The organism is Bacteroides coprosuis (genome assembly GCF_020741705.1).
GTDB lineage: Bacteria > Bacteroidota > Bacteroidia > Bacteroidales > Bacteroidaceae > Bacteroides_E > Bacteroides_E coprosuis.
The window spans coordinates 37126-59063 of sequence record NZ_DYYK01000180.1 but is presented as its reverse complement, the minus strand read 5'-3'; the positions used below and the strand labels follow the sequence as shown (position 1 = coordinate 59063).

13 protein-coding genes, 1 tRNA gene and 2 pseudogenes are annotated in these 21938 nt (G+C 35.1%); 4 read left to right on the top strand and 12 right to left on the bottom strand.

Annotated features, from left to right (window positions below; translation table 11 throughout):
* Positions 1 to 77 precede the first annotated feature (77 nt).
* The 7 genes from K8V80_RS10900 to K8V80_RS10870 all read right to left on the bottom strand — a co-directional run bounded on the left by K8V80_RS10900 (position 78) and on the right by K8V80_RS10870 (position 13363).
* On the bottom strand, positions 78 to 1520 hold the full coding sequence (locus K8V80_RS10900; protein WP_276777925.1) for a glycoside hydrolase family 125 protein: 1443 nt from the start codon (positions 1518 to 1520) through the stop codon (positions 78 to 80).
* A gap of 5 nt (positions 1521 to 1525) precedes the next feature.
* A complete protein-coding gene (locus tag K8V80_RS10895) occupies positions 1526 to 3823 on the bottom strand; it encodes a GH92 family glycosyl hydrolase (RefSeq protein ID WP_276777923.1) in 2298 nt (765 codons plus the stop codon).
* A 100-nt stretch (positions 3824 to 3923) separates the two neighbouring features.
* Positions 3924 to 4742: a DUF3823 domain-containing protein gene (locus tag K8V80_RS10890; protein WP_276777920.1), complete on the bottom strand. Its 819-nt coding sequence runs from the start codon at positions 4740 to 4742 to the stop codon at positions 3924 to 3926.
* A 25-nt stretch (positions 4743 to 4767) separates the two neighbouring features.
* Positions 4768 to 6828 (bottom strand): RagB/SusD family nutrient uptake outer membrane protein, encoded by a 2061-nt coding sequence (locus tag K8V80_RS10885; RefSeq protein WP_276777918.1) that lies wholly within the window; start codon positions 6826 to 6828, stop codon positions 4768 to 4770.
* 31 nt (positions 6829 to 6859) lie between these two features.
* Positions 6860 to 10042, bottom strand: a complete 3183-nt coding sequence (locus K8V80_RS10880) for a SusC/RagA family TonB-linked outer membrane protein (protein WP_276777915.1) — start codon at positions 10040 to 10042, stop codon at positions 6860 to 6862.
* Positions 10043 to 10056: 14 nt separating this feature from the next.
* Positions 10057 to 11535, bottom strand: a complete 1479-nt coding sequence (locus tag K8V80_RS10875; protein ID WP_276777913.1) for a glycoside hydrolase family 76 protein — start codon at positions 11533 to 11535, stop codon at positions 10057 to 10059.
* A 10-nt stretch (positions 11536 to 11545) separates the two neighbouring features.
* Positions 11546 to 13363, bottom strand: a complete 1818-nt coding sequence (locus K8V80_RS10870) for a carboxypeptidase-like regulatory domain-containing protein (RefSeq protein ID WP_276777910.1) — start codon at positions 13361 to 13363, stop codon at positions 11546 to 11548.
* Between the two features lie 352 nt (positions 13364 to 13715).
* On the opposite strand from K8V80_RS10870, the gene K8V80_RS10865 reads away from it, so the two are divergent.
* From K8V80_RS10865 to K8V80_RS10855, 3 genes are all read left to right on the top strand, one after another.
* The gene (locus K8V80_RS10865; protein WP_276777907.1) at positions 13716 to 16214 is read left to right on the top strand and encodes a Kelch repeat-containing protein; all 2499 of its coding nucleotides are present in this window, start codon (positions 13716 to 13718) and stop codon (positions 16212 to 16214) included.
* Positions 16215 to 16874: 660 nt separating this feature from the next.
* On the top strand, positions 16875 to 17153 hold the full coding sequence (locus tag K8V80_RS10860) for a helix-turn-helix domain-containing protein (protein ID WP_276777905.1): 279 nt from the start codon (positions 16875 to 16877) through the stop codon (positions 17151 to 17153).
* Positions 17140 to 17439, top strand: a complete 300-nt coding sequence (locus K8V80_RS10855) for a helix-turn-helix domain-containing protein (protein WP_276777903.1) — start codon at positions 17140 to 17142, stop codon at positions 17437 to 17439. Before K8V80_RS10860 ends, K8V80_RS10855 begins: the two co-directional genes overlap by 14 nt.
* A gap of 186 nt (positions 17440 to 17625) precedes the next feature.
* Here K8V80_RS10855 and K8V80_RS10850 read toward each other — a convergent pair whose 3' ends face one another.
* From K8V80_RS10850 to K8V80_RS10835, 4 genes and pseudogenes are all read right to left on the bottom strand, one after another.
* Complete coding sequence (locus tag K8V80_RS10850) at positions 17626 to 17991, bottom strand: hypothetical protein (RefSeq protein WP_276777901.1); 366 nt, start codon at positions 17989 to 17991, stop codon at positions 17626 to 17628.
* A gap of 4 nt (positions 17992 to 17995) precedes the next feature.
* Positions 17996 to 19240, bottom strand: a pseudogene (locus K8V80_RS10845) (tyrosine-type recombinase/integrase).
* Positions 19237 to 19503: pseudogene (locus tag K8V80_RS10840) on the bottom strand (tyrosine-type recombinase/integrase); the annotation flags it as partial. The pseudogenes K8V80_RS10840 and K8V80_RS10845, both read right to left, overlap by 4 nt.
* A gap of 231 nt (positions 19504 to 19734) precedes the next feature.
* Positions 19735 to 19818: transfer RNA gene (locus tag K8V80_RS10835), tRNA-Leu, on the bottom strand.
* A 135-nt stretch (positions 19819 to 19953) separates the two neighbouring features.
* On the opposite strand from K8V80_RS10835, the gene K8V80_RS10830 reads away from it, so the two are divergent.
* Positions 19954 to 21036: a mannose-1-phosphate guanylyltransferase gene (locus K8V80_RS10830; protein WP_006743765.1), complete on the top strand. Its 1083-nt coding sequence runs from the start codon at positions 19954 to 19956 to the stop codon at positions 21034 to 21036.
* 79 nt (positions 21037 to 21115) lie between these two features.
* Here the strand turns inward: K8V80_RS10830 and K8V80_RS10825 are convergent, their stop codons facing one another.
* Positions 21116 to 21889 (bottom strand): radical SAM protein, encoded by a 774-nt coding sequence (locus K8V80_RS10825; protein ID WP_276777897.1) that lies wholly within the window; start codon positions 21887 to 21889, stop codon positions 21116 to 21118.
* Positions 21890 to 21938 lie beyond the last annotated feature (49 nt).

Sequence of the window (21938 nt, the reverse complement as noted above, 5' to 3'; positions counted from 1 at the left end):
AAAGAAATATCAATTCGTTACGCAACTATAATAAATAGTTCCTTAAGATAGAAAGAAGTACTATAGACTAGCATAGGCTAGTCTATAGTATTTAATAATTCTAATTTTCCATCATCAACAATTTTTATAATTAATTCACCAAATAAGGTGTTTTGCCATGCAAACCAAGCACGAGTAAAATTATAATGATTATTTACGTCAAATGACTCATGCATAAATCCTGTATCAGCATCTGTTTTCATCAACATTTCTATACACCATTTTATCTCTTCATCACTTTGACTTGTAAAAGCCTTCATCATAATACTCATAGGCCAAGCCATATCGTAGCCGATGTGTGGGCCTCCGATTCCTTCTCCATCTTTTCCTTTGAAGAAGTATGGATTGCTGTCGCTCCACACAAAACGACGTGTATTTTGATAAATAGGATCATTAACATCCATATCTCCCAAATAAGGCATTGCCAATAAACTTGGGACATTGGCATCGTCCATCAGTAGGTGGTTTCCATAACCATCTACCTCAAAAGCATAGATTGTCCCAAATTTAGGGTGATTGTAGGTTGCATATTTCTTTAATGCCATTTCTACTTCATTGGCCAAGTCAAGGCATTCTTGAGCTTGAACTGTTTTTCCATTTACTGTTGTCAATATTTCAGCAGCTTTACGTAAAGAAGTTACAGCAAAAAAGTTTGAAGGAACAAGAAATTGAAGTGTTGTAGCATCATCAGATGGACGGAAAGATGATACTATTAGTCCTACAGGATTTACAGGTGTTCCATTACCATTATTACTTAATGTATCAAAAGAACGATCTGTTTCTCTCAAGAAAGTATAAGGTCCTACACCATCTTTTCGTTGTTGCTCTTTAAATGTTTTCAAAATATTTGTAATCGCCAATAACCATTCTTCTTGAAAAACACTCGTATCTCCTGTATTCTTCCAGTAGTCATAAGCTAAACGAATAGGGTAACAGTGAGAGTCTATTTCCCATTTGCGTTCATGCACTCCTGGAAGCATTTTAGTATTGTCACTAGCCCAATGCCCAACTTCATTAACATCTGTATAAAATGCATTAGCGTAAGGATCAAGGTTTATAGAATTAAACTGACGCAAAATAGTTCCAGCTAACATTTCTTTTAGTGCTGGATCTTGATTCGCTAACTTGATATAAGGATATACCTGTGCGCCAGAATCACGTAACCACATAGCATGAATATCACCGGTGTATACACTAGTGTCAGGTTTCCCGTTCTTCTTAGCAAAGCGTACCGTTGTGTCAAGCGTATTTGGGAAACAGTTTTCAAACATCCAAGCCAATTTTGGATTTTTGAGTTGTTTCTTTATTTCCACTATCTTGTTTTCTACAGCTTTCGATTCAAATAATCTATCTTTTACTGGAGGTCTTTGCGATTCATATTTCTTGCTTAAATCTGTATTGTCTTGAGGTAATTTTATTGATGCATTCATTGAAATAATGCATCCTAAAAATAGACTTGTAATAATACTTCTTTTATTCATTTTTTTTATTTTTTCAATTCATTAGAAAACGAATACGGATATTCTTCTTTGTTTACTCCTCTCGATTTGTTTGGTTCTTTCGACATGGTGTAAGTAATGTCTGCACCATTCATCAGTTGCTCGTAAGTAACATAGTTTTTGCTATATGTTTTACCATTAACTGTCATTTCATCAATATAGCGATTCGCTTTATCATTGTTTTTGGTAGTGATAGTTACTGTTTTACCATTTTCTAAATGAAGTTTCATTTTATTGAATTGTGGCGACCCAATCACATACTCATCCGTTCCTGGACATACTGGATAGAATCCCATAGAGGAGAAAACATACCAAGCCGATGTTTGTCCATTATCCTCATCACCACAATATCCATCAGGAGCAGCTGTGTAAAGTTTGTCCATAACTTCACGAGTCCAATATTGAGCTTTCCAAGGTTCGCCAGCATAATTATACATGTAGATCATGTGTTGGATTGGCTGATTACCATGAGCATAGTTACCCATGTTCATGATTTGCATTTCACGAATTTCGTGAATCACAAAGCCATAGTAGCTATCGTCAAACAATGGTGGAATAGTAAATACTGAATCCATCATCATATTGAAGTCTTTTTCTCCACCCATCAAGTCTATCAATCCTTGAGGATCGTGGAAAACAGACCAGCTATAATGCCAGCTATTTCCTTCAGTAAAGGCATCACCCCATTTCAGAGGATTGAATGGTGATTGGAATGAACCATCTTCGTTTTTACCTCGCATTAGTTTATGCTCTGGGTCAAATAGATTTCTGTAGTTCATAGCACGTTGCTTATAAACTTCAATCTCGCTTTCTGGTTTTCCTAGTTTTTTACCCATTTGGTAAATACACCAATCATTGTAAGCATATTCTAAGGTACGAGCTGCATTTTCGTTGACACCAACATTATATGGAACATAACCCAATTTATTGTAGTGTTCCCAACCTTTACGACCTGAAGCTGTATTTGTTAAATGAGCATTTGCTCCATGAACAACTGCTTGCCAAAGAGTTTCAGCATCTTTTGTTCCAATACCTTTAAGGATACCATCTGCTACAACAGAAGCTGAATTATTTCCAATCATTACATCTCTATGTCCTGGGCTAGCCCACTCTGGCAAAAACCCACTTTCTTTATAAGCATTTGCCAGTCCTTCTTGCATTTTTTCATTCATAGATGGATACATCACATTCAAGAATGGGAAAAGCGAACGAAAAGTATCCCAAAATCCAGTATCAGTGAACATATATCCTGGCAATACTTCACCATTGTATGGGCTATAGTGTACCACTTCGTTAGCCTCATTATATTCATAAAAACTACGAGGGAAAAGAACTGAACGATAAAGGCTTGAATAGAATGTACGAAGTTTATCAACATCTGTATCTTCTACTTCAATCTTACCTAAAACCTCATTCCAAGTGTTTCGTCCTTCTTCTGTTATTTGATCAAATGTTTTATCACTAAGTTCTCTTTTCAAGTTCAAGGCTGCTTGCTCATGACTGATGAAAGATGATGCTACACGAGCCTGAACAATCTCTCCTTTTTTAGTTTTGAAACCAATAATAGCTCCTGCATGATTATCAGTAGAATCTAATTGGTCTTCTTTGATTTGGTTGCTTGCAACTACCGATTTATAAGTGAATGGTTTGTCAAATTCTATAACGAAATAGTTTTTGAAGTTTGCAGGTACTCCACCACTATTTTGGGTTGTGTAACCAATGATTTTATTCTCTTCTGGAATGATTTTAACATACGACCCATTGTCTAAAGCATCTACAACTATGTATGAATTTTCATTTTCAGGAAATTTGAAACGAAACATTGCAGCACGCTCTGTTGGAGTAATTTCCGTTACCACATCGTGATCTGCTAGATATACTTGATAATAGTATGGTTTTGCAATCTCAGCTTTGTGTGAAAACCAGCTTGCACGCTCGTCTTGATTGAAAACAGCTTTACCTGTTACGGGCATGATAGCAAACTGACCATAGTCGTTCATCCAAGGACTTGGTTGATGTGTTTGTTTAAATCCACGGATCTTATCTGCGGTATAGTCATATGTCCAACCATCCCCCATTGGACCAGTTTGTGGAGTCCAAAAATTCATACCCCAAGGAAGAGCAATCGCAGGATATGTATTCCCAGTGGATAAACTGTGTTTACTCTGTGTACCAACTAGAATACTTACATAATCGACAGGATCTACTTTCTTTGCTGTAGTATTTTGCACACTATTGCATGCAAAAAGACTAACTAAAAAAAGAAATAAAAAAAGTTTCTTCATCTTTTTATATTTGATGATTTACATTTTATATGTAATAAGCATTCACTCCAATCTTAGATAGGCACTAGAAATAGAGTGAATGCTTATTGTCTAATTAATTTTATCTAGGGATCAAAACTTCTTTGGCCTCGTTATAGTTCCATCGTCTAGTTCCACTTCCTACAGGTGTTGCATAGTTTATGCGTGCTGCTGCACGTACAAAAACAGTTCTTCCAGCTGGAATAATATCATTTGATTCAAGTGTTATAACTTTTCCAAATTCTGTTTCAAATTCATCGCCTGTATATTCTATTTTACTAGACCAACGTTCGTCGCGAGCACGGTATCCAACTGAAGAAGAATAGCTCACAAAAAACTGAATATCTGTTAGATATAAAAAACTAGGACTATATCCACCCATTGGTTCTATCTTAGAACGGAAGGTCGCTTCATCTACACCACGCTTTACACGTATACGAGCTTTTACTTTTCCATCTACTACTGTAGGTTCATCTACCCACTCAATATTTAGGAAAGGTTGTACCTCAAACTTCACATTTGTGGTTCCTTTGATATCCATCGTCTTACTCTCATCAGCTAGTACATTGCCATTTTCATCTTCGCGAATCAATGGAATAAAAGGTCCTGCCAAGTCGATATGATAGTTACCTGCAAATAGCTTGGTATTCTGAAAAGAACCATCAGGCATGCAATAAAAATCTGGATTGTGATCTACATTTTCGCCCCAACTAAGTTCTGTTAGACGTACACGTATCCCCTCACTACCTTGGTCTGTTAATATTCTCTTTCCTGTTGCCACATCTACAACCTCACCTACTAGAGTTTCTTGTGGCTCGTCATAGTTGTCAAGATCAAAGAAAGCACAAGAATGTAAGCTTAATAATGTAGAGAATAGTGTATATAAAATTATTTTTTTCATATTCTATAATATTTTTATTTCTATGTTAGCGATTAGGTTGTTGGTCTATTTGAGGACTTTTTGCAACCTCTCCACTAGGTATCTCAAAGTAATAGTCGATTGGACTATACGACATAGTTTTGAGATTAACCCACTGATATCTAGCATCAAAAAAGTATTTGTTAGCTTCGGTTGAGTAAAAAGGATATAGACCTCTAAAACGATAGTTGTTATCATTACTGAAAGAGTTTTTATCTTTTTGCTCTCCCCAGAAACCATCACGACCATCATAGTGCCACACTCTCCAACGACGCAAATCCCACTTCGTTTTATGTTCAAAGGCTAGCTCTTTACGGCGCTCTTTACGAACGATATCACGACCTGCATTTGTACCTGAAAGAGTACCTGCTAATAGCGTAGCTCCTGCACGTTCACGAATTTCGTTGATAGCATCTGTAGCAACTTGCAATAGATTAGAGCCATCAGGAGATGATACCCCAGCTAATTGCAATTCTATTCCTGCCTCGGCAGCTATTAATAATATATCTGCATAACGCATCAAAATGAAAGGTTGTGCAGATTTGCCCTCTCCTATAACTGCTGATGGTTCTGGGTTCAACCATTTACGACCATAAAAACCTGTAACTGTAGCTTCTCCATTGTCATAAAATGGGCCATCAGTTCCAGCTGCTAACATTTGTTTTCCCCCAAATTCAACAACTTCTTGACTATTGCCCTCACGAGGGCTAAGATATAAAGTTTTTGGCTGTTGTGTATATGCTGCTAATCCTTGATAACGAGCATCTGCTGTTGCATACGAATAATCATTGAACAACGGACGAATAGGCGTAGGGCCTGTATATATTCCTCCACGTATTTCTATTTCTTTTCCTTTAAAGACATCACCTGGAAAAATTACATATGCACGAAGACGAGGTTCTACATTTTTGAAAAGATCCATTGGTTTGTCATATAAAATATAATTTCCATCTTTATTAGTAGCTCCAGTAGTTACTTTCAGTGTTCCATCTGCATAACGATCAAAGCCTTCGAATAATTCTACAAAATCTAATGTAGGGCAAGTTCCAGCCGATAGCGGAGATCTTAATGTAAAAGGAGAACTAAAAGCATCGTAAGAGTGTGTTGATGTAGGGAATAAATATTCTTTCACATAAATGTTTTCAGGGCTTGTCATATCACTAAACATGTCTACCATGTTTTGATATTGTGCTTCCTTGTCTCCTGCTGCCCATTTTTTCTTGTATAGAGAATAGCCTCCATTTAACATCACTTCGCGAGCAGCCTTATATGCCTCAGTAAAATATTTTTTTGAAGCCTCTTGCCATCTATCACTAGCAAACCCAATAACACGAACTCTTGTTTTGTCTCCAAGTCCTGTTAAGCGTCCTGGCACAGTTTCGTTATACTTAGCTACACTACCAGCATAGAGCATGGCTTCAGCCTTAAACGAAAGAGCTACATATTTGTTAGAATAACCTGATCTAAGGCTCTTAGGTTGCATCAACTCAATAGCCTTGTCAAAGTCTGCTAAAATTTGATCCCAGGTTTCTTCTTCACTAGCTCGAGGCTCTTCGAGTGTTGAAGCTTCTGCTGGATAATCAATTTCTCTTGTAACTAACGGAATACCTCCAAAACGACGAGCCATAGCATTGAATACAGTTGCACGTATATAATAGGCTTCTCCTAAATAATGATTGTAGGTGGTTTCTGTAAAGTTTTCTTTGAACTCAGGTAGTGTCTCAATTAGATGGTTCGCATCTCTCAGCGTTCTGAAAGCTTGCTCCCAATAAGGATCGGCTTCGCTAGTGAAGGCTCTTGTAATACCATCACGGTTTACAGCTTCTCCTGTTCCATCAATCCCTGTAGCACCAAGCCAGCCTGTATATCGAAATCCCCATTCACCCATATATTTGAAATCTTCGAATGGCATATAGCTATACATACGAGCCATATAGATATCCATACCAGAGTCATTGGTGAGTAGGTCATTATCATTTACAACATTTTTTGGTGGAATATCTAAGTCAACACATGATGGAAGACTTAAAAGACCAAATAAGGATAGTATAATAAATATTTTTTTCATAAAAATCTACTTGTTTGTTGATACGTAATAGTTAAAATCCTAATGATAATCCTAATGTATAAGTCTTATTCAATGGATACATTCTACCATGGTCGCTATCAGGATGTTCTGGGTCTACATATTTCACATCTGTGATAGTGAACACATTGTAAGCACTGAAAAATACACGAAGATCCATAGCTGCTAGTGCTTTTACCTTAGGCAAGGTATAACCAAATTCGATACTTTTGAGACGGAGGTAAGCCGTGCTCACACGATTAAATTCAGAATTGCTTTTAGGAGAATGACCTGTATAAGCATAGTTGCCACTTATCCACTGAGTTGCAGGATCGTAAGGATCTGCCAAAGGATCTACAGGATGCCATCTATCAACAAATTGCTCTAGTGTACCCCCTCCATTCGTCCCCCATATAGCATAGAGAGGCTCTTGATATTGCATAGATCCTAATGCCGAGCCTTGAAGAAGTAGTGCTAAATCAAAATTCTTGTACTGAGCTTCTAAGTTTAAACTATAGTTTAATTTTGGAGTACCATCAAATGCAAAAGGGTGTTCATCTAAGTGATTGATTTCTCCATCACCATTCCAGTCTACATATTTATAATCTCCTGGTAAAACGTCACGCTCTTTATATGTATTATAGTACCAGATGTCATTCCAGTTTTGATATCTACCTGCTGACTCATAACCAAACTGCATTCCTTGATAACGACCATTCAGATTGTCATGGCGCCATTTATCGTATGAATTCTTGTAGGGTCCATTTTGTACTGCTACATCATATTCGGTACGAGTTATTGTTGCTATACCTCGTAGGTTGTATGAAAAGTCACGACCGATCTTGTTTCTGTGTCTTAACTCTAACTCTAAACCAAAGTTACGATCACTATTTAGATTTTCATTGGGTGCTGTAGCACCTATCACAGTAGGAAATTCTGATGTGTTACGAGCAAATAATCCTGTTCGTTTTCTATCGAAATAATCTAAGGTGAATCCAAATAAGCCATTCCAACCATCAAAATCAACTCCTAAGTTGAATGTTTTAGCCTCGTACCAAGTAATCAAAGCATTAGCCATTGGTTTGGGTGTCATACCTGTTACGAATTTACCATCAAATATATAACCCGGAGCATAACTATTGTTATAACCATTTTCAGAGTTTGAACTGGTTGCTGGATATATATAACCAGGAAGCCACTCATAGTCCCAACGATCGGCAAGGTCGTCTCCTAAGACACCATAACTCGTTCTGACTTTCAATTGCTCAACAAATGATAGTGCATCTACTGATTTGAAGAATGGTTCTTCAGATATACGCCAAGCTGCTGAAGCTGAAGGGAAGAATCCCCACTTATGACCATCGGCAAATCTTGATGAACCATCATTTCTGAACTGGAACTCTACAATGTATCTGCTTGCATAATCATAACCCAATCTACCTATAAGAGCAGCCTTAGCCTCGTCATAGTAGTCACCTAAACCACTAGACATTCCTGTCATTTGACCATCTTCTACTCCTGCTAAGAAATGGTCTGATCCGAAAGCTAGATTTTTGAGTCCATAAAAATTATCTCCGTCATTCTTTTGAGTTTCCCAACCAATCATTGCACCTACTTTGTGCACTTCACTAAATGTGCGATCGTAGTTTAAGATTAATTGACTCAAAATTTGTTGCTTATCATAGAATTCGCGTCTAAGTTTATTAGGCGAACTTGGATCATATAATTTTGGTTCGTAAGTACTTGACGACTGATTGTATGCATACTGATAATATTCCTTTTGGAAGATTTTGTTGTTATTGACATGATAGTCATATCCTACCAAAGCCTTTACAGACAATCCTTTTAGTTCGTCAACTAGCGTTCCTAAATCATAGTTTAACGAAGCAGAAGATTGGAAACTTTTTTTCTTGTATTTACGATAACCTGAAATATCTGATGTCATCATAGCTACAGTATTTTGCTCTAGGTCTAATCCTTCATAATTCAACATCGTATTTTCAGGATCTGCATATGCAGGAAATAGTACTCCTTGTTTCCAATAATTTCTGATAATATCTACAGAGCTTGTATATGGGTTGTTTTGATCATCAACCATACCACTCAGATTGATATCGAACGTTAAACCATTCATTATTTTAGTTGAAACATTAGAGCGTACATTGAATTTGTTATAATTCAGATCTCCAGATTTGAAGAACCCTTCTTGATACAAATATCCCATTCCTACATAGTATTGAACTTTGTCACTTCCTCCAGATATACTAAGGTCGTGCTGAGTTTGTGGAGCATAGTCTGCTATTATCAATGAGTTCCAATCGGTTGTGCGACGAGTTCCATTGGCAAAAGCATCAAACATATCTTGTCCAAAAACAATACTTCCTCCATTTACATTGTTCATCGACTTTTCGTTATACAATGTCATTGCATCATAGGCACTTGCTAGTTTAGGAAGTCCAGATGGAGTTTGGAAAGTAAATGAACCACTATAGTTTATCTTAGTTTTTCCTTCTACTCCTTTTTTAGTGGTTACTAAAATAACTCCATTTGCCGAACGTACTCCATAGATAGCTGCTGATGCATCTTTCAATACCGAAATATCTTCGATATCTATAGGATTTAAACGTTGAAAATCTTCTACCTTACGTGGAATTCCGTCAATAATAACCAATGGAGCTCCTAGCCCACGAATATCTAGATCGGCACTATATGAACCAGGCTCTGCACTTTTTTGCCAGACACGCACCCCTGCTATTCTACCGGTGAGCATATTTTGTGGATTCTCATTTTTGGTTTGCAACATTTCGGTACCTTTCACTCCAGAAACTGCACCAGAGAGTGTTACTTTCTTTTGAGTACCATATCCTATTATTACTAGGTCATCTAACATGATAACACTAGTCCTCATTGTCACTTTTATGTTTGTACGCCCTTTGATAGGTTCTTCAATAGGACTGTAACCTACATAACTGAATACTAATGTAGCATTAGCGTCTGCGTCTATGGTGAAATCACCATCAAGACCAGTGATACTACCAGTGGTAACAGCTGCATCTTTGATAACAACAGCTACACCTATAAGAGGCTCGTTATTGCTATCTACTACAACACCTGATATTGTGTTCTTTTGTGCCCAAACAGAGATTGGCATCCAAATGAACAAAAACATCAATAAAGCTGCTACTCGCAAACTTTTCGTAAATTGTGTTTTTATCATAATAGTTATATAATTTATTTAGGTTTATTCACTAATTGAAATTCTGATAAAACAGCATATTCAGCTGCATATGAAAAGTTGAACATACCTTCTACACCATCATTGTCTTTTTCTGACGCTTGCCAACCTTTCAGCAGATCGGTAGGTAATAGTCCTTTGTATAAGTAGTTGGTATATGCATAGTCTAAGTTTTGTTGGAAAGTATTTATATATTCTTTCGTTTTTCCATAGTTGCTATGCATATCAACAAACCCACGCATAAGTATACCATTGAACCAATTGTTGAATCCAGCAGTATCGTAACTGTAGTAGCCAATAACATCTATTCCTTTTTTAGCAAAATAATTAAATGCATCGTCAGATAGTTTTTTACCATCTTCTAGAAAAACATTTTCGTTGGTAGCTCTATATAAATCAGCTGATCCTGAAAGCATTGTTCCACTATTATAAGAATATGCCTGTCCTTCGCTTCGTGTGAGAGCAGTATTTTTGCGATATTTTACACCACCTACTGTTTCATAAACAATATCACAGTTAGGATCACAACCTCCACGCATATCATAATACACACCTTCTGACATCATTAAAAGATTCTTCTGCCAGTTGTATACTTTTTTTGCGTAATCTAGATAATACTGATCTTTTTTTCTTGTTTCCGATTTTCTTGTCTGTTTGTCTGAGCTGTCTATATATCTGTATTCGATGTCAACATTTTTCCCTTTATACAGATCATGTAGCCATACCAATGAGCTTACTAAAGGTCCATTGCTACATGCATGTTTTGTAACATAGCCAGGCCCCCATGTAATACCTCCATTCTCATTCCCATTTTCATCAATAGTAGTGTCCCAGCCATCAAGAACATATTCAGTTAGATACTCTGCTTTGGTCAAGTATTCTTGCTTGTTAGTCAGTTTATAAGAATGTAACAGCTCACGAATAAGCCACATTTGGTCATCATACACATTTTCGATGCCGCTTACGTTTGCATTTCCAATGCTATTTGCTCTATGAACTCCATACACAGACCAGCTTTTTGTTTGCGTATAAGAAGTCAAGCTATAAGTTCCCATGTAATACTCCAAGCCACCATATAGTTTGTCTAGAGTAGAGGTATAACGTGCATAATTTTTGTCATAATAGGCCGCATCCCCTAATTCCTTGTGTGCTGTTAGTGCACTTAATATTGCATTTACTGCTTCTATCGAAGATGTATACATCCATACACTTCCCTTTTCGTTAGACTTGGTTTCTTTATATGGGTTGTAAAATCTTGACATAGCCATACCATCTTCATCAAAGTATAGAGAGAGTGTATTGTCAGTCAAGTGCATTGCACGTTCAATATTTTGATTGGCAACATTTACAGGATCTACAATACTGGGGATTTCTCCCCCAGTATTGTTATCTGAACTATCACTGCATGCCACCATCATAGAAGGGAGCAGAAGTAGATAGAATAATAAACTTGTTTTTAAAATTCTTTTTATCATATTCCTTTTTTTATTGTAGGTTAACATTATAGATGGCTAGTTTATTTTCTCCTGAATGAGGTTCACAGTTATATACTCCTAGTGCTATCACCACATTCTCTCCATTAAACTGAGATAAATCGTAGACAAAAGATGCGTATGCATTAGGGTTGCCCGCACCTCCATCTTCGTGTCTAAATTTCCAACAGCCATCATTTGCTGCTTGTGCATCATTTGCCGTATTTGACGATGGTGCTATGTGATAGAATGTTCCATCTTCTTTTATAGCTGTTAGCTTGAAGTAGGTATAATTAGAACTAAAGTTTCTAGCCTTTAGAGTCATCTTATTATTGCCTGCAGCGATAGCAAGTTTAGAATATAGATAAGCCTCTGGTCTGACAGAACTGACTTCAGAGTCATCGCGAGTTTTTATGATGTAACCTTCTGAAGGGAAAACCTCAGGGTCTTTCTTTAAAGGAACTAGAGTCCATTCTGATGCAATATGCGAAACATCTCTCCATGATCGATATGCATCTACATAGTTGTCTCTATTACCACTTATAGGACTGATTCCTGTAAATGTTTTCTTCGGATTGACCATTGTAGAACGTACAGTTTCTTGTGTGAGTTTCCATTCTGGAATTATCTCAGTACCTGGCAGCCAGTTCCAATCAACAACATTTCTATCTGCAAATCTGATTGCACGTAAAACTAATTGTTTATAGTAGTTTCCTGTTTCTTGACGATAAATACCAACTGCTATTACAACTTCTTTACCTACATATGCACTAAGGTCATAGTGGAAGTCTTTATAGTCTCCAGAATTTAAAGTATTTACCTGTCCAATCTTCACAGCGTATGGCTCTTCCATAGATAAATCTACAACCTGAACTCCAAAATATGCAGGAGCATCATCACTCGTACTATGAGTACGTACACGTAGCGATAAAATTTTATTATCAGCAGTTATCGATTTGCTTCCATAAGTGTATGAATCAAATATCTCAAGATCAGCAGGATTATTTCGTTGACTTTCACTATTTCTTATTTGCAGTGTTGTACCTTCATTTTGTTCTTCCCATTGTCCCATAAAGCTTAGAGTACTCATATAGTCTGTAGACCAATCCCAGTGAGGGTATGCATCTCCATTACGTCCTCCTCTATATTCATTATAGTACCATTTGTCAGCATCTGCCAAATCATCGGCTGTTAAACCTCGAAGAAGCTCAACCCGCCCCATAAGCACATCTGCTATTGTTGCTATTCCATTATTGAAATTGCTTTCGGTAACTTTTCTGACAATAGGACTATAACCTTCTTTAGAGAATGTGACAGAATAATCTGCTGTACGAACATCTTCAATTAAAAAGGTACCATCACTGGCCGTCTTAACACTAATAGAAGGACTAATGCTCACAGTTACATCAGCAAAAGGGACATTCCCATTTTTGGCATCATAAACTACTCCTGTTATTTTAGACGCTGCTGCCCGCATAAAGGTATTTGCTATGATAGCCTGCCTATCTTTATCAAAGTGCTTAGCAGTAACTGTTACACTTACAGACTCCCAGCTTTTTTTAGAAAATTTGATACTGTGACTTTCTATACTCACATTATCAATAACAAAACTACCATCATTTGCTGTAGTTACTGTTTGCTCTATTCCAGAGACACTTACCAACACCCCCTCTATAGGATTACCGACTTCGTCTGTTACAATTCCCGAAATAGTTCCGTAATTAAGACTTTTGGAGTCATCATCGTCACTACAAGAAGTAACAAAAAAAGACATGACAAAACCGATAAGGACTGTGAACAGGAAGGTGTACACATTCTTTTTAATTTTCACGTATTATTGAATTAAAGATTAATAAAAAGACAGAGAGAATTAATTTCACACAAACTTAAAATGTAAGATTAATAAAGCTCTGACTGGTTTTGATATTATTTATCGTAAAAGAAGAACTAAAAGATTAACTTTGCGGTTAAAATAGGGTTAAAAAATAGACTAATTCATTAACCCAGTCAATTTTAACCTGAAAAGGGTGCATTCTAATAGCCTCGCATTTAATTATTAAACCTTTTAGAATGAAAAGTATAGGCTTAGGAGTATTTTGGAAATCAACTAAATATTTATACTTTGTAAATCGAACAACCAAGAATATGAAGGAGTGAATATTTTATCTCTAACAAAAATCTATATGAAACCAATTTTAACCTTTATCATAATTTCACTACTATTTATACAATCTTCCCTTGCTCAGGGTCTTAGATTTTATGGAGATGAACATCCTATAGATGAAAGAACATCTTATAACGTATTTAAAGAAAAAAATGTATCATTTGTAGACGAATTTGAAATGAAATTCGACCTAGCTCTCACTCTAAATAGGCGGATGGGATATATAGTGAGAATCAAGAATGAAGAAAATAACCCGATATACAATCTATTTTATGAAGAGAAACGTGACCATTGGATTTTTAAACTCAATGAAGAAGGTAAGAGTAGTATAATTACAACCAAACTTAGCAAATCAATATTAACAGGACATAATTGGGTACAAGTAAAAATTCATTTTAACCTAAAAGAAAAATTAATAAAATTATATTTAAATGACGATTGCAAAGAGATCAATAATATAGCATTTGCTGATAAATATCAGCCAAAGATTTTTTTTGGGAAAAGTGATTATATAATTGACATTTCTACATTCTCTATTAAAAATTTAACCATTGGGAATAGTAAAACCTGCTATACATTTCCACTGAGAGAAAATACAGGAGAGAAGGTTCATAGTACAGCTGGCGAAGCTATTGGCGAAGTTAAAAATCCATACTGGCTGATTAATGATGTGTATAATTGGCAAAAACAACTAAATTTAAGTTCTACAACTCAGTCTGGATCAGATTATAATAAACTGAAAAAAGAGTTCTATTACTTCAATAAGGATTCTATCTACATCTACAACATAAGAACTCATACAGAGCAAAAAATAGCATTTGAGCTAAAAGCTCCAATTAATCTAATAACAGCCAATAGCTTTGTTGATGCTGAAAACAACCAGCTATATGTATATGAACTCTTTGACAAATCCTTAGGTAAGAGGCCTACAATGGCCAGACTAGATCTGGATACATACAAATGGGATATAGAAACACATGAAGGTGAATTCTCAAGCGAGTTACACCATCATGCCTATTTTTTTAATTCCAATATCAAGGAATATGTCATAATGGGTGGTTATGGAGAAATGACTTATAGTAATAAGATGTACTCATATAGTTTAGAAAAAAAGAGATGGAAGGAAATTCTGGAGTTCAATGGAGACCCACTATTCCCTCGCTACTTTTCATCAATGACCTATAATAACCAAAACGATGTGGCGTATATATTTGGAGGAATGGGAAATGAGTCTGGAGAACATATTGTTGGACGTAAATATTTTTATGACTTACATCAGATAGACTTTAAAACTAAAGAAATAAAAAAGCTTTGGGACATAGCCTGGGAGCTTGAAAATGTTGTTCCGGCGAGACAACTGGTACTATCTAATGACTCTAGTTTCTATGCTTTATGCTATCCAGAACACCAGAGTAATTCGTTCCTCCAATTGTACAAATTTGCCATCCACGATGGCAATTACGTCGTACTAGGTGATTCGATCCCGATATATTCAGATAGAATTACTACTAGAGCAAAATTATATTACGACGAAGACTTAAATAAGCTATTTACTATAGTGCAAGAATCAAAAGACGATATTGGTTCTAGCATGAGTGTGTATTCGTTAGACTTTGCTCCAATATCATATAGCCAACTAGAATATTATCCTATTGCTAAAACAAATATTTGGATAATTATAGCTATCATAATATCTATAGTCTTCATGATAATTTTTGTTATTTATTTTCGACTAAAAAAAATGAAACAAAATTCTGAGAAGCTAAAATACACCCAAAGCATAAAAAAAGAGAAAGTAAGCTTCAGAAAAAATTCGATCTATCTATTTGGAGAATTTACTGCTATAGACAATAATGATAAAAACATAACATACCTATTTAGTACTAGGCTAAAACAAATGCTTTGCTTAATATTAGACTATACAACTAATGAAGGAGGTATAACATCTCAACGATTGAGCAATTTAATATGGCCTGACAGTAGCGAACATAAAACGAAAAATGTGAGAGGGGTTACATTAAATCATCTAAGAAAAGCATTAAGAGACATTGAAGGAATAGAGCTAGTATATGACAAAGGGCTTTTTAAATTTAATTATACTGATGATTTTTATTGCGACTATATCAAGTGTAAAAGCATTATGGATAGCCCAGTAAAAAATGAGGCTATGGCTAAACTCATAGAAATTACAAATAGAGGAAAGTTTCTATTATTATTGGATGATCCAATATTTGACAATTTCAAAATGAACCTAGAGAATAGCTTAGAACCTATTTTATTTAAAGAGTTGGATAAACAATATATTGCCAATGAATATCAAATATGTATAGACATATGCACATCTATATTAAACATCGATCCTTTGAGCGATAAGGCATTACAGATGGAGGTAAAGTCACTAGTTCACTTAAAAAGAGATGCAGAAGCAATGGTTATCTACCAAAAATTTGTTCAAGAATATCAGAGGCTGATGGGCAGTAGCTATACTATAAGTTATCAGGAAATACTTAAAATATAATCCCCATCATAGAAGATGACTATACTTTTGCTCAAATTTTTGAGTTAGTATTCTTTATTTATTCTATCAGTCATATTTTATAGATTTAAAAACAAACATTACGACTTCGGAGTTAATGTTTTTCCCCTGTTAAGGGGCAAGGGTTTTGAGCTGCTAAGAAATATTTCGAGCAGCTCAAAACATACCTTGCTATGCTCTGACGAGCATCAAAATCCATCCTCTGATGGATTGCTTTTCGATCTTGAAATATAGGATAAAATTCAGACTACAAATCTGATTTAAAAACTCATCTTGTTGCTTTAGTTGATTATTGAGTTAACTAATTAACCCACTACCACATTCTTACATTAGTTCGTGAGAGATTGAAAGTCTTCATGCATGAATTATCTTATTCGTACAATACTGGGTTAATGCTTGAATGCATTCATACATTCATGATTGCATGAACTCATGACATCATGCAATCACGAGTTCACTATCAAGTGAGTGACTTATCCTAAAAAATACAGATTTATTAATTGTCCTAAATGGACTTTAGCATGATGAATCTTAACCTTATGATGTCATTAAAAGCCAATGAAGGTCAGTTATATCAAAGGAGGTATAAAGCTGAATATTTCTATGTTTATTTGTTTGACAGAAACATAAAAACAAGAAAATATGCAATTAAGAATTATAGAAAACAGAACATTGGAGCTAGTAAAAGCTAGATTGATCTTATTATTAGAGAAAAGCAAACAACTTGGCTCTCATCAAAAGCATTCTGAGTGGCTAGATAATCAAGATGTATGCTTATTGCTTAATATATCTCTTCAAACGCTACAAAGCTATCGAAATAAGGGTTTAATTCCATACTCAATGGTTGGACACAAGTGTTTTTACAAAGCAACTGAAATTCATGTATTCATAGAAAAATATAGAAAAAATGCAGACAAATGATATCCTAACTAATCAATCAGATGAGATACAAGAATTGCTGGTAGCACTTGACGAGGTTACAGCAAACATAAAACTCGAACTCAATACTCATTCTTCCTCACAAGGGGATGAAAGATATTTGGATAATCATCAAGTTTGTGATATGCTCCACATAAGCCAACGAACCCTACAAGATTATCGTGATAAGAAGCGAGTGTCTTTCTACAAGCTAGAAGGCAAAATCCTATACAAGCTATCGGATATCGAACAGATGCTAGAGGCAAACTATTACAAGACATGGGAATGACGCAATATTTTTAGCTACATCACTCCCTTACCTCTAACATTATTTTCCTTTTTTATCTGATAACTTGTACTCTACAGGAAGAAGAATAAATTAGACAAACTTTTGACAAAACACGGCAGGGCTTGAGTTTGGCGTTTTATTCTCTTCCTGTTTATTTGTGAAAAGATAAATAAAGAGCCTTAACAATCAATTAAGAGAAATTCTATTCAAATCTTTAAGCTCGAAACCTTGAGAATAAGATGGGGTTGATAGCTTTTGTAATATCCATTCTCTAAATAATTTAGTTTTCATAGATTGGATTTGAAAAGATAGTGCTATAGTCATCTCTAATCCATAATAGTCAGGATATATTGAATTATTTTCAACGACATAAGAGTTAGACTTTAAATGATCTGTTTTGACAAGTCCTTGTTTTTCAATCTTTCGGATTACTTTTTTAACACTTGGATAATCAACTTCAAATAAGTCAACAATTTCTGTAATGGTCATTTGTGTGTCCTTAGGTAGATAGATAGCTCCATCTTCTGTTATTGTAATTATTCTTCTTTTCATGGTTTTAGTTTTTTAATTGATTGTTTTCTTTTTCATCTTGGTCTGCTCTTCGCTTAATGAGTTTGTCCATATCTTCAGATATCTTATCATCAGTTACTTTAGCATATGTCTGGGTACTAGATATATTAGAATGTCCCATCATCTTACTAATACTTTCTATTGGAATACTTGCCAAAAGCAACAACGTACCAAAGGTATGACGGCTTTGGTGATAGCTTAGATTGCCTTTGACTCCTGCTAAAAAGCCTATCTCATTAATACAATGCCAAATCTGATCTCTATTCGGGAGTGGAAAAATTGGCTTAGTTTCATCTGTCAGATTATAAAGTGATAGAATCTCTTCTGCAACAGGATGCAGAGGAATAAATGTTTCAACATCAGTCTTTTTTCGTCTGATTCGTATATATTGTCTTCCTTCTGCTGTTTTCCCTAGATGATGAGGATAAAACCTTTTGATATCAACATAGGCTAGTGCTGTGAATGCTGAAAATATAAAAGCTCTACGTGTTAGTTCTTGTAACTTATCAGGCATTGGTCTAGCCATAATTGCTTGAAGTTGATTTCGTGTGATATGTCTAAGCTTAGGTGGCTCCTTCTTTTCATAAGACAGATCAGCTAAAGGATTATAATGAATAATTTCTCTATCAACTGCTGTATAGAGTAGTCTATTGAGCCATGTTAAACAATGATTGATATGACCAGATCTGTAGTCTCTTGCTTTTAGATAAAGCTTGTACTCTCTGCCAAATTCTTCTGTGATATCTTTAAATGCAATATCTCTCATTTTCTGTGAAAGAAGAAATTCTCTTAAGTTTCGTTAAGAGAGTCGTGATTGACGATAAGTCGATGTCGACTCTATTTTTAGTGAACGTGCTTTTAGTCTTTCTATTTCTTGTTTTCCTGCTTCTAATAATAAGAGAGGTGCTTGACTTTGTGCAACAATTGCATTCTTTAGTAGCTCTGCACTAATGACTCCTTGTCCCTGTAAAATGGAGTTGTATTTCTTTTCAATAGCCTGTTTAAAATCTTGTAAGCGATTATTATCTCGTTCAACTTTTAGTGTTCCTTTCTTTGCGTCCCAATTTTCTGGTTCACAGTAGATACCTGTTGTTAGAGTTTTTTGCTTTCCATCAATTGAGAGTCGACACATGATGGTTGTTGTTCCATCTGTTTTGACCTTATTACGATTGATATAGAAAAGGATACAAAAAGTGCTCCTTGCTTGTTTGTTTTTAAGATGTTTGTTCATAATACTAGTTTTAGATCGCGAGTTAGTTCAATGTATTTATCCATATCTTCAAAAAGTTTCTTGGGAGTTACTTGGGCATAGATTTGTGTTGTTTGGATATTAGAGTGCCCAAGCATTTTAGAGACTGTTTCAATTGGTACTCCTGCCTCTAGAGTCATCAGTGTAGAAAACGAGTGTCTCCCCATATGAAAGCTTAGTCTTCCTTGAATACCTACTAGTTCTCGAATGGTATACAGTTTGTATTTTAAGGCTTGATATTCTATATAAGTGATAGGTTATAAATAAGAGAGAAAAGGCTATTGTCAAATAATTGATTATATTTGATACATATAAACCTTTTAGGGGTTATTTGTGTAAGTGTATGCAGGTAGCCCCTTCCTTTTTATAAAGACAAACACAGCTTAATATATAGCTTTGTGTTGTTACTTTGCCCCTACTTTGTCCTTAAGAAACAAGAAACCCCTATAAGTCAACAACTTATAAGGGTTTTAAAGTGCCCAGACCCGGGATCGAACCGGGATGGAGGTTAATCCACTGGTGTTTGAGACCAGCGCGTCTACCGATTCCGCCATCTGGGCATTGCGTGTGCAAATATACCGCTTTTTTTTATTCTGACAATAGTTTTGCCTTTTTTTTGATATTCATTTTACCACTTTGCTTTCTGATTAGATAAAATAGGGTTATTTTAGCAGAAACATATAAAAAATGATATCATGATAAATCAAAATAACTACTGCGTGATAATGAGTGGTGGTGTTGGAAGTAGATTTTGGCCATTTAGCCGTAAAACTTATCCAAAACAGTTTCTAGACTTTTTTGGTACAGGAAGGTCTCTTCTTCAACAAACTTTTGATCGATTCAATAAGATTATTCCTACTAAAAATATCTTTATTGTAACCAATGAAGACTATTCTAATTTAGTACAAGAACAAATTCCTGAAATTAATAAAAGTCAAATTTTATTAGAGCCTACAAGAAGGAATACTGCCCCATGCATTGCCTGGGCATCTTATCATATAAGAGAACTGAATCCCAATGCTAATATTGTAGTAGCTCCCTCTGATCATCTTATACTTAAAGAAGATGAATTTCTAAATTCTATATCTAACGGACTCCAATATGTTGCTGAAAATAATAATCTTTTAACTCTAGGTATCACTCCCAATAGACCAGAAACAGGATATGGTTATATTCAAATAGCCGATCACATAAATGAATCTCTATATAAAGTGAAAACCTTTACTGAAAAACCACAGCTAGATCTGGCTAAAGTCTTTGTAGAAAGTGGGGAATTTTATTGGAATTCAGGATTATTTATGTGGAATGTAAATTCTATTTTACAATCTATTGATCAATTTTTACCGGAAATAGCTTCAAAGCTTGATGCTGGTAAAGGGATTTATACTACACCAAAAGAAAAGAATTTCATTCAAGAGAATTTTCCTGCTTGCCCAAATGTATCTATCGACTTTGGTATCATGGAGAAAGCAGAAAATGTATATGTATCATTAGGTGATTTCGGTTGGTCTGACCTTGGTACTTGGGGCTCACTATATGATTTGTCAGATAAAGATGAAAATCAAAATGTAACCCTAAAAGGTGATTCTATCTTTTATAATAGCAAAAATAATATTGTAGCTCTTCCCAAAGGCAAGCTGGCTATTATTGATGGTTTAGAAAATTATCTTATTTCTGAATCTGATAATGTAATCTTAATTTGTAAGAAAGATGAAGAGCAATCCATTAGAAAATATGTTAGTGATGCTCAGCAAAAATTAGGCGATGACTATATCTAGTTTTAACTTTATACTAGATATAGTTTATTATACACTATAAAACAGTAAGGGTTCCAATTGGAACCCTTACTGTTTTATTTTAATAAGAAATAGATACATTAAAATTTTCTTCTTTCAATCTCTCCCCTATTTCATCAAGTTCTTCTTTAGAAGCCTTTAATAAACCTTTTACAGGAGTTTCTCTATCAATAGTATAAATCATTACTTGTCTAGGATTGATTTGCTTTAATTGAGCTATCCATGGCTCTACAAACTCACTTCCTGTATTATCAACACTATTTCCTTTATACTCTCCTTTTAGGAACATAGTTTGAATAATCAAATCCCCATCCAACATTTTCATTAGTTCTATAGTTTTAGCTACATCATAATTACAGTTGGGCTGATTAACTAAGTTAATAAAAGGCATATCTACAGTATCTAATTTTAAAATATTATTATCAACTTTATGCAAAGCCTTTACTGTAGCTGGTCGATGTAAAAATGTAGCATTACTTAAAACACTTACTTTGGCTCGAGGAGCATATTTATCACGAAGTTTAATAGTATCATCTATAATTTCCGAAAAATTGGGATGAATAGTTGGTTCACCATTTCCTGCAAAAGTAATAACATCTGGTAACTCTTGAGTAGCAACCATTTCTTGCAATTTATCCTCTAGATGATCTTTTACCTCTTGCCTAGTGGGCAAAGGAGATGAAGGTCTATTTTCTCCGTTTAATCCGCATTCACAGTAAATGCAATCAAAAGAGCAAACTTTTCCATCAGAAGGTAATAAATTAATACCTAGGGATATTCCTAATCTTCTAGATTTTACTGGTCCAAATACTGGAGAAGGGAAAATTATTGTCATTATTAAAAGCAGTGTTTTATTTATGTACAATACAAATATATAAAAAACC

Bases quoted from the DNA above. Each gene is read 5' to 3' on its own strand.
- K8V80_RS10900 (WP_276777925.1), bottom strand. From the start codon at position 1,520: ATGAATAAAAGAAGTATTATTACAAGTCTATTTTTAGGATGCATTATT.
- K8V80_RS10895 (WP_276777923.1), bottom strand. From the start codon at position 3,823: ATGAAGAAACTTTTTTTATTTCTTTTTTTAGTTAGTCTTTTTGCATGC.
- K8V80_RS10890 (WP_276777920.1), bottom strand. From the start codon at position 4,742: ATGAAAAAAATAATTTTATATACACTATTCTCTACATTATTAAGCTTA.
- K8V80_RS10885 (WP_276777918.1), bottom strand. From the start codon at position 6,828: ATGAAAAAAATATTTATTATACTATCCTTATTTGGTCTTTTAAGTCTT.
- K8V80_RS10880 (WP_276777915.1), bottom strand. From the start codon at position 10,042: ATGATAAAAACACAATTTACGAAAAGTTTGCGAGTAGCAGCTTTATTG.
- K8V80_RS10875 (WP_276777913.1), bottom strand. From the start codon at position 11,535: ATGATAAAAAGAATTTTAAAAACAAGTTTATTATTCTATCTACTTCTG.
- K8V80_RS10865 (WP_276777907.1), top strand. From the start codon at position 13,716: ATGAAACCAATTTTAACCTTTATCATAATTTCACTACTATTTATACAA.
- K8V80_RS10860 (WP_276777905.1), top strand. From the start codon at position 16,875: ATGCAATTAAGAATTATAGAAAACAGAACATTGGAGCTAGTAAAAGCT.
- K8V80_RS10855 (WP_276777903.1), top strand. From the start codon at position 17,140: ATGCAGACAAATGATATCCTAACTAATCAATCAGATGAGATACAAGAA.
- K8V80_RS10850 (WP_276777901.1), bottom strand. From the start codon at position 17,991: ATGAAAAGAAGAATAATTACAATAACAGAAGATGGAGCTATCTATCTA.
- K8V80_RS10830 (WP_006743765.1), top strand. From the start codon at position 19,954: ATGATAAATCAAAATAACTACTGCGTGATAATGAGTGGTGGTGTTGGA.
- K8V80_RS10825 (WP_276777897.1), bottom strand. From the start codon at position 21,889: ATGACAATAATTTTCCCTTCTCCAGTATTTGGACCAGTAAAATCTAGA.